This is a genomic window from bacterium, assembly GCA_040755795.1.
GTDB lineage: Bacteria > UBA9089 > CG2-30-40-21 > CG2-30-40-21 > SBAY01 > JBFLXS01.
The window spans coordinates 1-9,042 of sequence record JBFLXS010000145.1; the positions used below are offsets into that span (position 1 = coordinate 1).

Here is a 9,042-nt window from a genome sequence, read left to right on the forward strand (position 1 = left end):
TTTGCGTTACTACTTTGTGCCCTTTGCGATTTATCCTTTTTTAATCGCAAAGAACGCAAAGAAATCGACCGCAAAGAACGCAAAGATTAAAGGAGAAAGGAATCATAGAAAATTCACGAAACTCCAGCTGAGCTGACGACGAATCTATTTAACCAGTTACCAATTACCAATTATCCGTTTGTAGGTTACGAAACTTGATGATGCCCCGTGCAAAACTTACTCAACACGACACTAACTATTGGCGAGACAACAATATGAAACATCAAAAAGTTAATAAAATTAAACTTGTGATAATAATAGTTTTGATACTAACATTATATTTATTTGGCTGGTTTAGACCTGAGCTAACCAGGTATGTCCAGATAAACAATCTTCTTTGCCAAAAACAAAAACAACTTGAAAAATACCCAATCCTGCTTTCAAATAAAGATGAGTATAAAAACCAAACTTTACTTCTAAAAAATGAGCTAAAAAAGATTAAAGATAAACTTTATGTAAGTGAGACTCCTTTGATAGCCACAAGCCAGTTTTTGACAGACATCGAAACAATATCTAAAAGCACCAATGCCAATGTCCTCACCAAAAATATCCTCCCGACTAAAAAGACAGGTAAATATCACCACATATCTGTTATGCTTAATTTACAAACCAACAGTAGTGGGTTGACTAATTTTTTATATGCCATTAAAACCTCAAAAAAACTGTATTCAATACCTTATTTGAATATATTACCACAAAAAGATAATAAATTAAGGGTAGCGTTAATAATATCCAGCTATATGGTCGTGAGGAACCGTTCAGGTTAGGCATCAGGTGAAGCCTCTCGGAATATTGGTAACCGTTCACCGCAGAGATGATATGATAAAGTGTCAAGTTACCCTGCAAAAGATTTCGACCTGTGAAATAGGTTTGAATAAAATGCGTAATTATTCAACATACCAATCACCTATTTTCCTACAGGGTGAATAGTTACAATATTATCAATTAATCTTGTCTTGCCAATTTTAACCGCTAAGGCAATGAGCACTTCTTTTTCTATTAGTTCAACCGGTTCTAATGTTTTGCTATCGACTATTTCAATATATTGAATCGTGGCTAACTTTTCTGTTTGAATTAACTCCTGCATCGCCAGGATAATATTTCTTGAAAGTCTTTCCCCTGAATCTAATATTTTTTTTGCCAGATGTAATGATTTATATAAAATCAGGGCGGATTTTCGTTCTTCTTTGCTCAAATAGGCATTTCTTGAGCTTAATGCCAGACCATCTTTGTCCCGAACAATAGGCATTATCACAAACTCGATGTCAAAATTCAAATCCTTAATCATCCGTTTAACGACTAAAGCCTGTTGATAATCCTTTTGTCCAAAATATGCGGTGTGCGGATTAACAATATTAAACAATTTTGTTACGACAGTCGTTACACCCTGAAAATGGCCGGGTCTAAATTTTCCACAAAGCCCTCTGGTTAATTTTTCTACATTGACAAAAGTTAAAGGTTTATCAGGATACATCTCCTCAACCTCGGGATAAAATATAATATCTACACCTGTTTTTTTAGCCAGTTCTACATCACAAGTAAAATCTTTTGGATAAGTCTGGTAATCCTCTCCCTCGACAAACTGAATAGGGTTGACAAAGATACTGATAATCACAACATCATTCTTCAGTTTAGCCTGACGCATTAAGGATAAATGTCCTTCATGTAATGCTCCCATCGTCGGCACAAAGCCTATTTTTTTACCCTGACGCCGAAGTTCATCACTTCTCTCTTTCATCTGTTTAATTTTATTAATTAATTCCATTTTGTTAACCTTTCGTAATCAGTAACCGTTCAGGGCTATACATTAGAAGTGTAAACAAGGAGAATTGGGGAAAAGGGAGAATTGGAGAAATATCTCAAACTTTTTCTTGCTCCACTCTTCGGACATCAATCCTGGAGTCTGCGAAATTTACCTGTAACCCTATTTCTGTAACATTTTAGCCATCTGAAGTGAAATTCAGGTAATCAATTATCGGTCATCAGGTTATCGGTAAAGGGAAAAAATCAATTTGGTTGTTACCGATTACCGATTACCTGATTACCGATTACCTTGCACTTCATTTGGGTAAATAGTTACCTATTTCTTTATTCACTGCTCTAAGGTATGATCTAACCTGATTATAATACTTTCCACTTATCTCCTCAACAGTTTTAATCTCTACCACAATCTCATCTTCAACAAAAAGATCAAGTCTATGAATCCCAACCTCAACACCTTGATAGAATATCTTGACTTCTTTTTCTCTCCACTTCTCCATCTTCTCCCTTTCTCCTTATTTTTATCCTACCTGAACCCTTACCGTAATCAGGCATGGTTTAAAAACTGTTCACCACAATGTCTGCATAATTTTTATTATAGCACTTTTTCAATAATTGTCAAGTTTTTTCAGGAAAGAAGAACTATCCCCATTTTTTTATTAAAAACTTCTTGACTTTTTGACCAGATTTATGTTATTATAAAAATAAGGTTGAGTAAAAGAAAGGGAAGTAATTTTTTCTTTCTATATTTCTTTCTTAACCTTCTTTCTCTGATGTCTGACTGCTTATCAAAATTATTGGGAGGGAATAGATGCGAAGGAATATCTTTTATATAGTTTTTTTGATAATAGCCCTCCAGTATTTACCCGCTGTTGTAAATTCCGCCGTATCCTTTTCGGTTGCAGAAGATGAATTTGAACAAGCAGAAAAACTATATAATGATGGGCTTTATCTTTCATCCAGCATTAAATTCAAAGAATTCATTCAAAGACATCCCGATAGTCATCTTGTGACAGAGGCAAGATTTTACTTAGCTGAATGCCTGTTTCATCAAGAAAAATACGGGCAAGCGTTAGAAGAATATAAATACCTTTCTCAAACTAACTTCAGTAGTGAACAGGCATCAAATGTTCTGTATCGTCTCAGTCAGGTCTTGACTATACTTAAATACCCACAAGAAGAAATAATCGCTACTTACCAGAAGATAATAAAATATCATCCAGAGAGTTCCTGTGTTCAGGAAGCCTTATATCAACTGGGTAAGTATTCATTTGAAACACAGGATTATACCAATGCATATAACTATTTCCACCAACTATCCGAGAATTACCCCAGAAGCACATATCTTGTCACAAGTCTTTATTTTCAAGCAATAAGTCTTTATTATTGTGGAAAATTTCAAGAGGCTATCATCCCATTTTCAAAAATTGACTCTTCGGATATAAAATTACAGGCAAATACACAGTACTATTTAACAGATTGCTGGTATAAAGAGAAAAACTGGGAAAAGGCTTATGTTGAGGCGGAAAAATTTATAAATACCTATCCAGACTACCCACTTATTTCAGAGGTATTATTTATTAAAGGTTTTTGTTTATATTCCCAACATCAGTTTGAAAAGGCACTCCAGGATTTTTCTTTGATAATTGAAAAATACCCAACTTCTTCAAAGGCATTTTTTGCCCAATATTATTCCGCCCAAATCCTTTTTGAGCACCTCAAAGACTACCCAAAGGCAAAAGAGGCATATCAACGATTAATCTCTTCATTCCCTGAGAATGAATTTACCCCGTATGCTTACTATAATTTAGGACTATGTCTCCTAAAATTAAATAATCTTGATGAGGCAAGAGATACTTTTGAGAATTTAATTAGAAATTTCGAAGATAGTGATTTAATTTCTAAAGCCTATTTCCAGATAGGAAAGATATATAAAAAGCAAGAGAGATTTCAACAGGTTATTGATATTTATGAGAAAATGGTCAAACGCTATCCTCAAAACTCCCTTATTCCCCAAATCCTTTATGAATTAGTCAATGCTTATATTAAAATAGGGGATTCTATCGGGGCTAAAGGTATCTGTTATCGAATGATGGCAGGTTACTTAGATTCACCACAAACCTCATTGGCAATTTATGAATTGGCGGAGAGTTTTTTTAGTAAAAAAGATTATCTCTCGGCTATAGATATGTATAATCAGTTTTTAAGAAATTATCCAACACATCCTCTGGCACAAGAGATTTGTTATCAATCTGGAATTGCTAATTGTTATGTCCAAAAATATGAAGAGGCAAGAAGCCTGTTCTTCCAATTGCAGAGACAGTATCCAGGAAGTCCCCTTGTGCCTAAGATTCAATACGGAATTGGCTGGGCTTATTATCTTGAAGGAAAGTATGATAAGGCTGTAACTGAATTTCAAAGGACCCTTACCATTGTAAATTTAGACCAGGACTTATCTTCTGAAATAATCGCTAAAATGGGTAATTGTTACTTTAATCTAAAAGACTACAAGCAAGCAATAGATACCTATCAAAAAATGATAACAAAATATCCTGAAAGCAGATTATTAGATTTTTGCTTATATCAATTGGCTCAAAGCTACTACAAACAGGAAAATTTTACGCTGGCACAACAATATTTCTCAAAACTAATTAAAGAATTACCTTTCTCCAAATATCTTCCAAAATCTATTTACTGGTTAGGCTGGTCATATTATAATCAGGGTAAGTATGAAGATGCGATTAAAATATATCAAGAAGTAATTGATAAATTCCCATCTGACCCGTTAGCTTATGAATCGCAATCTCGAATAGCAGTATGCTTTTACAATCAAAAAAAATTTAATAAGGCAGAAGAGATTTATCAAAAGATAATTAAAAATCCAGAGGCAAATTCAGTGATAAAAAAAGATGCTTTATATCAACTGGGAAATTGCCTTTTTCAACAAAAAAGATATAATGAGGCGATAACTACCTATCGAGATTTTATCCGCCTCCATCCAGAAGAAGAAGAATTATGTGCCCAATTACACTACCAGATAGCAGAAATTTACTATAATCAAGGAGAGATAAAATTAGCTATCGAAGAGTATAATTTATTAATTAATGAATATCCAAAAAGTGAACAAATTGATGATGCACTTTACTGGCTTGGGCGGTGTTTTCTTAAAGAGGAAGATAAGCCTGCGGCAGTGATGACCTTTAGAGCCGTGGTAACCCAGTATCCAGAATCTGACTGGGCTGCTGAATCACAGTTTAAAATAGGCCTATGTTTATATGAACAAGGTGAATATAAGGAGGCGATGAAAGAATTTGAAACCCTGATTAAAATTTTTCCCGCTCGCCAGGACTTAGTCACAGAAGCACAGTATTATATTAAAGAGTGCAAAAAAAAAGGAGTAATTGGTAACTAATTACCATTCACCAGTTACCAATTACCAAAAAAAGGAGGAAAAGAAAAATGAAAAAAAATAGTTGGATTTTAGCCGTAGCCATTGGGGTAGTATTGTTTAAATGGGGGGCAGTATTAGCTATTGAAGGAACTTCAAGCGAGGAGTCAAAGATTAAACCGCAAGAGATGTCTATTATTGGGAAAGATAGGTCTGCAATAGAGGTGGAAGAAGAAGATATTATTATGAAACCTCTTCCGAGTATCGAACCACCAGCATATACCATAGAGGAGGTAAAACCGCCAAAATTTGAACCAGAACCTGTTTTGCCCAAAAAAGAGGAAATAAAAAAACCGATAAGTCAACTACCACAAAAAATGCCTAAGCCCACTTTATATTCCTTTGGTTTAGCTTACGGCAATGACGAAACCCTGCTCTATGACTTTACCCATAGCAATGAGACCAAAGAAGTAGGTTATTATTTCCATCTCGATAGAGGTAGAGCAGATGGATTTACCTATGATAATCGCCCTTATTTTAACCGATTCAGTCAAGATTGCCTGTCAGGAGAGACAATTGTTAATTTCCCTAAATACTCATGGAGAACTGAGATAGAATATCTAAATAAAGATTTAACCCTCCCTTATCAAGGCGGTTTTGTCGAGAATAAGTTAAGGAAATCAGTATCCATCAATTATGAGGTCAAAGTTCCACCCGAATCCAAAATGTTACTTGGTCTGGACATCGGTAAAGGGAATATCAGTAGTAATGGATGGTTGGTTAAAAATAATGCCATCGGTGCCCATCTTGGATTTTTGACACCGTTTAAAAAAGGCAATCCGCCATTGTCTATTGGAACGGATATTTACCACGAGAAGTTAAAAAGTATAGCGGGTAGAACATTGAAATTCTATTCTTTATATGCAGAAGGTAAACGCTTCAAAATGACACCTAAGATGCTTCTCGATGCAAAGGTATCTTTAGACAAATATGAGAATAGTTTTTCTTCATCACAGTTAGATTTTTTGTTTAATCTTCATTATACCCTGAAAGAAAAAATAAATATGTCAGGGAGTATAGAGCGAAAATTATCATTGCCTACCTTTGATGAACTTTATGTCAATCGTGACTATAGTGGGATAAACTCAAAGCTAGAACCAGAAAAAAGCTGGAAATATAAAATGGATGCTAACTATCAATTCTCAGATGAGCTATTTTTAGAAGGGGCTATTTGGACACAACGAGTAGATAAATATATCATCTGGACAGGAGGTTCACCTACTTATATCTATTGCCCTGAAAATATAGGTAAAGCAAAATTTTCAGGATTAGAATTGGGAGTTAGATATTACTTTAGTCCTAAGTTAAGCCAGAATATAAGTTATTCCTGTATTAATGCTAAGAATAAATCAGGTGGTGAGATTCCAAATGTGCCCGAGAATAGATTGAAGATGGGGCTGAGATATAAAGATGGGGAAAAACTAACTATTAATTTGAACACTGAATATGCAGATAGTAGTTTTGGCACAGTTACTCCAAATATTCCCAGGTTAAAAAGTTATTTCCTGGTGAATATCACGGCTGAAAAGAAAATTAATGATACGCTGTATTATTCATTTTCCTGTGAGAATTTACTCGGTGAAGACTATGAGTATCTTTTAGGTTATCCTGGTCAAAAACGCCGATTTGCCCTTGGAATCAGGTTGAGATTTTAGTAACTATTCACCACGAAGGGCACGGAGAGCACGAAGTGAAATTTGATGAATTATCGAATTCATGAAGGTGTGATTCAGACAGTAGACTATAGACATCAGACTAAAAGGGGCAGAAATTGCAGAAGAATGAAGGCTTGGGAGAGCTACCTATACTTCTGTAGGTAAGGCTTAGGGAAAAATTCAGGTAAGGGTTCAGGTAGGATAAAAATAAGGAGAAAGGGAGAAGATGGAGAAATGGAGAAAAGAAGAGTTAACTGCAGGTTAGATCATACCTTAGAGCAGTGGATAAAGAAATAGGGTTACTGGTAAATTTCGCAGACTCCAGGATTGATGTCCGAAGGGTGGAGCAAGAAAAAGTTTGAGCCATTTCTCCAATTCTCCCTTTTCCCCATTTCTCCTTGTTTACACTTCTAATGTATAGCCCTGAACGGTTACAAATTCAGAGGGTGAAGTTTTGAGGAAGGCTTCTTAAATGCCGCTAATTTCCTGCATAAGTAGAGTCTATAGTCTTGTGTCTGATGTCCAGTGTCTGAATCACAGTAAAGAGATTTGTTCTGTAACATCTCCCTGCCCTTCGTGCTCTTCGTGGTGAATAGTTACTCTCATCGATGCTTTAAAAAGAGCAGGGACAACAGATAAAAATGCCATCCGTGATGCATTGGCTCAAACAAAAGATTTACAGGTGCTTTCCGGGAAAATTACCTTTGATGAAAACCGCAATCCGGTTAAAAATGCAGTTATTCTCAAGATAGAAGGAGGAAAACCCATTTACCACTCTACCATTACTCCATAAGTGTAAGCGTTTAGGTAGTGTAAGAAAAAGGAGATATGGAGATAAGGGGATATATTTAGGAGTTTTTTGGTGAAAGGGTTCGGGTTAGGAGGCTGGTTTGGTTTAGGGGTTATGAAGTTAGAACCATCCTGACCTAACTCCTGAGCCTATCAGGAGCAGACTTCCATACCAACTTCATAACCAGAATCTTTTAATTTATAATCTCCACATCTCCTTTATCTCCTTATCCCCCTTTTTACACACCGGATGTGTAGCCTGAACGCTTACCCATAAGTGGATGCAGTTATCGGTAAATTTCAACTATTTTAGAAGAAAGTGTTTTATTCTTCTTATCAAGCCACCATGCAAATAAAAGGGATAAACCAAAAAGGAATAAACCTGAGATTAAACCAATAATTTCATTGGCACGGTCAAATTTGAAATGTGTTGCGATTAAATCCCCACCAATTATTCCAGAGACTAAAGCCAGAGGAGGTAAGGTTAAATAAAAAATAATTCCTTTAACCTTACTTATCATTGCGGTTTCCAATTTTACCGTTTCTCCGACATCAGCGCCTAAGGAATTATCTGCAACTAAGATAATTGGTGTACCTCTATCGCACAACTTACATTCATGGCAGGTTTTGCCAATATCAATCTGGACATAAGCCTTATTATCTTCTTTTGAAATGACTTTACCTTGTTCTTGCATTATTCTCACCCCATCAGGAAAAGGTTGAGGTTAAGATTCAGGTTGCAGGGGAGAAAAAGGAGAAGTTTTCTGTCCCCTAACCTTCTTTAAAATATATCATCTTTTTAATTTATGTCAAGAAAAATCTTGACATTTAATAAAAAATAGTTTATAATAATAACCAATATTATAAATGCTGGCGTAGCTCAATGGCAGAGCAGCTGATTTGTAATCAGCAGGTTGCGGGTTCAAGTCCCATCGCCAGCTCCAGAAAAATAGAGAAAAAAAGGTAACCGCTCAGGATGTAGCCACAGAGTCACAGAGAACACAGAGGGAATATATAACCATTTGTGGCTAATTTCTCTAATTCTCTGTGAACTCTGTGCCTCTGTGGCTGAACGGTTACTGAGAATTTAACAATTATTGTCAATCCCTGCTTACTAATGTGGAGAGGTACCCAAGTGGACAAAGGGGGCAGACTGTAAATCTGTTGGCTATGCCTTCGGAGGTTCGAACCCTCCCCTCTCCACCAGGAAGAGTAACAGGATATAGCCACAGAGATGATATGATAAAGTGTCAAGTTTGACCTGCGAAAGATTTTATGGTATACTATACAAAAAGTATTAACTAACTAAAATAAGGAGGACAAACTTATGACACAAACAACATATTTACC

The 9,042-nt window shown here is 35.7% G+C and carries 7 protein-coding genes and 2 tRNA genes; 6 read left to right on the top strand and 3 right to left on the bottom strand.

The window, feature by feature from the left end:
- Positions 1 to 254: 254 nt before the first annotated feature.
- Complete coding sequence (locus tag AB1414_10445) at positions 255 to 806, top strand: GspMb/PilO family protein (protein ID MEW6607852.1); 552 nt, start codon at positions 255 to 257, stop codon at positions 804 to 806.
- Between the two features lie 140 nt (positions 807 to 946).
- Here the strand turns inward: AB1414_10445 and panC are convergent, their stop codons facing one another.
- Entirely contained in the window at positions 947 to 1,804 is an 858-nt protein-coding gene (gene panC / locus AB1414_10450; GenBank protein ID MEW6607853.1) for a pantoate--beta-alanine ligase, read from the bottom strand.
- 295 nt (positions 1,805 to 2,099) lie between these two features.
- The gene (locus AB1414_10455) at positions 2,100 to 2,300 is read right to left on the bottom strand and encodes a GxxExxY protein (GenBank protein MEW6607854.1); all 201 of its coding nucleotides are present in this window, start codon (positions 2,298 to 2,300) and stop codon (positions 2,100 to 2,102) included.
- Positions 2,301 to 2,611: 311 nt separating this feature from the next.
- Here AB1414_10455 and AB1414_10460 point away from each other — a divergent pair, with 311 nt between their 5' ends.
- From AB1414_10460 to AB1414_10470, 3 genes are all read left to right on the top strand, one after another.
- The gene (locus tag AB1414_10460; GenBank protein ID MEW6607855.1) at positions 2,612 to 5,212 is read left to right on the top strand and encodes a tetratricopeptide repeat protein; all 2,601 of its coding nucleotides are present in this window, start codon (positions 2,612 to 2,614) and stop codon (positions 5,210 to 5,212) included.
- 47 nt (positions 5,213 to 5,259) lie between these two features.
- Positions 5,260 to 6,903, top strand: a complete 1,644-nt coding sequence (locus AB1414_10465; GenBank protein MEW6607856.1) for a TonB-dependent receptor — start codon at positions 5,260 to 5,262, stop codon at positions 6,901 to 6,903.
- 658 nt (positions 6,904 to 7,561) lie between these two features.
- Positions 7,562 to 7,696: a hypothetical protein gene (locus AB1414_10470; protein MEW6607857.1), complete on the top strand. Its 135-nt coding sequence runs from the start codon at positions 7,562 to 7,564 to the stop codon at positions 7,694 to 7,696.
- A 283-nt stretch (positions 7,697 to 7,979) separates the two neighbouring features.
- On the opposite strand, the gene AB1414_10475 is transcribed toward AB1414_10470, so the two are convergent.
- Entirely contained in the window at positions 7,980 to 8,387 is a 408-nt protein-coding gene (locus AB1414_10475; protein ID MEW6607858.1) for a SoxR reducing system RseC family protein, read from the bottom strand.
- Between the two features lie 174 nt (positions 8,388 to 8,561).
- Here AB1414_10475 and AB1414_10480 point away from each other — a divergent pair.
- A tRNA-Thr gene (locus AB1414_10480) sits at positions 8,562 to 8,636 on the top strand.
- A gap of 177 nt (positions 8,637 to 8,813) precedes the next feature.
- A tRNA-Tyr gene (locus AB1414_10485) sits at positions 8,814 to 8,898 on the top strand.
- The last annotated feature ends 144 nt before the right edge of the window (positions 8,899 to 9,042 follow it).

Coding starts and splice junctions, on each gene's coding strand:
- AB1414_10475 (MEW6607858.1), bottom strand. CDS start 8,387: ATGCAAGAACAAGGTAAAGTCATTTCAAAAGAAGATAATAAGGCTTAT.
- AB1414_10445 (MEW6607852.1), top strand. CDS start 255: ATGAAACATCAAAAAGTTAATAAAATTAAACTTGTGATAATAATAGTT.
- AB1414_10465 (MEW6607856.1), top strand. CDS start 5,260: ATGAAAAAAAATAGTTGGATTTTAGCCGTAGCCATTGGGGTAGTATTG.
- AB1414_10460 (MEW6607855.1), top strand. CDS start 2,612: ATGCGAAGGAATATCTTTTATATAGTTTTTTTGATAATAGCCCTCCAG.
- panC (MEW6607853.1), bottom strand. CDS start 1,804: ATGGAATTAATTAATAAAATTAAACAGATGAAAGAGAGAAGTGATGAA.
- AB1414_10455 (MEW6607854.1), bottom strand. CDS start 2,300: ATGGAGAAGTGGAGAGAAAAAGAAGTCAAGATATTCTATCAAGGTGTT.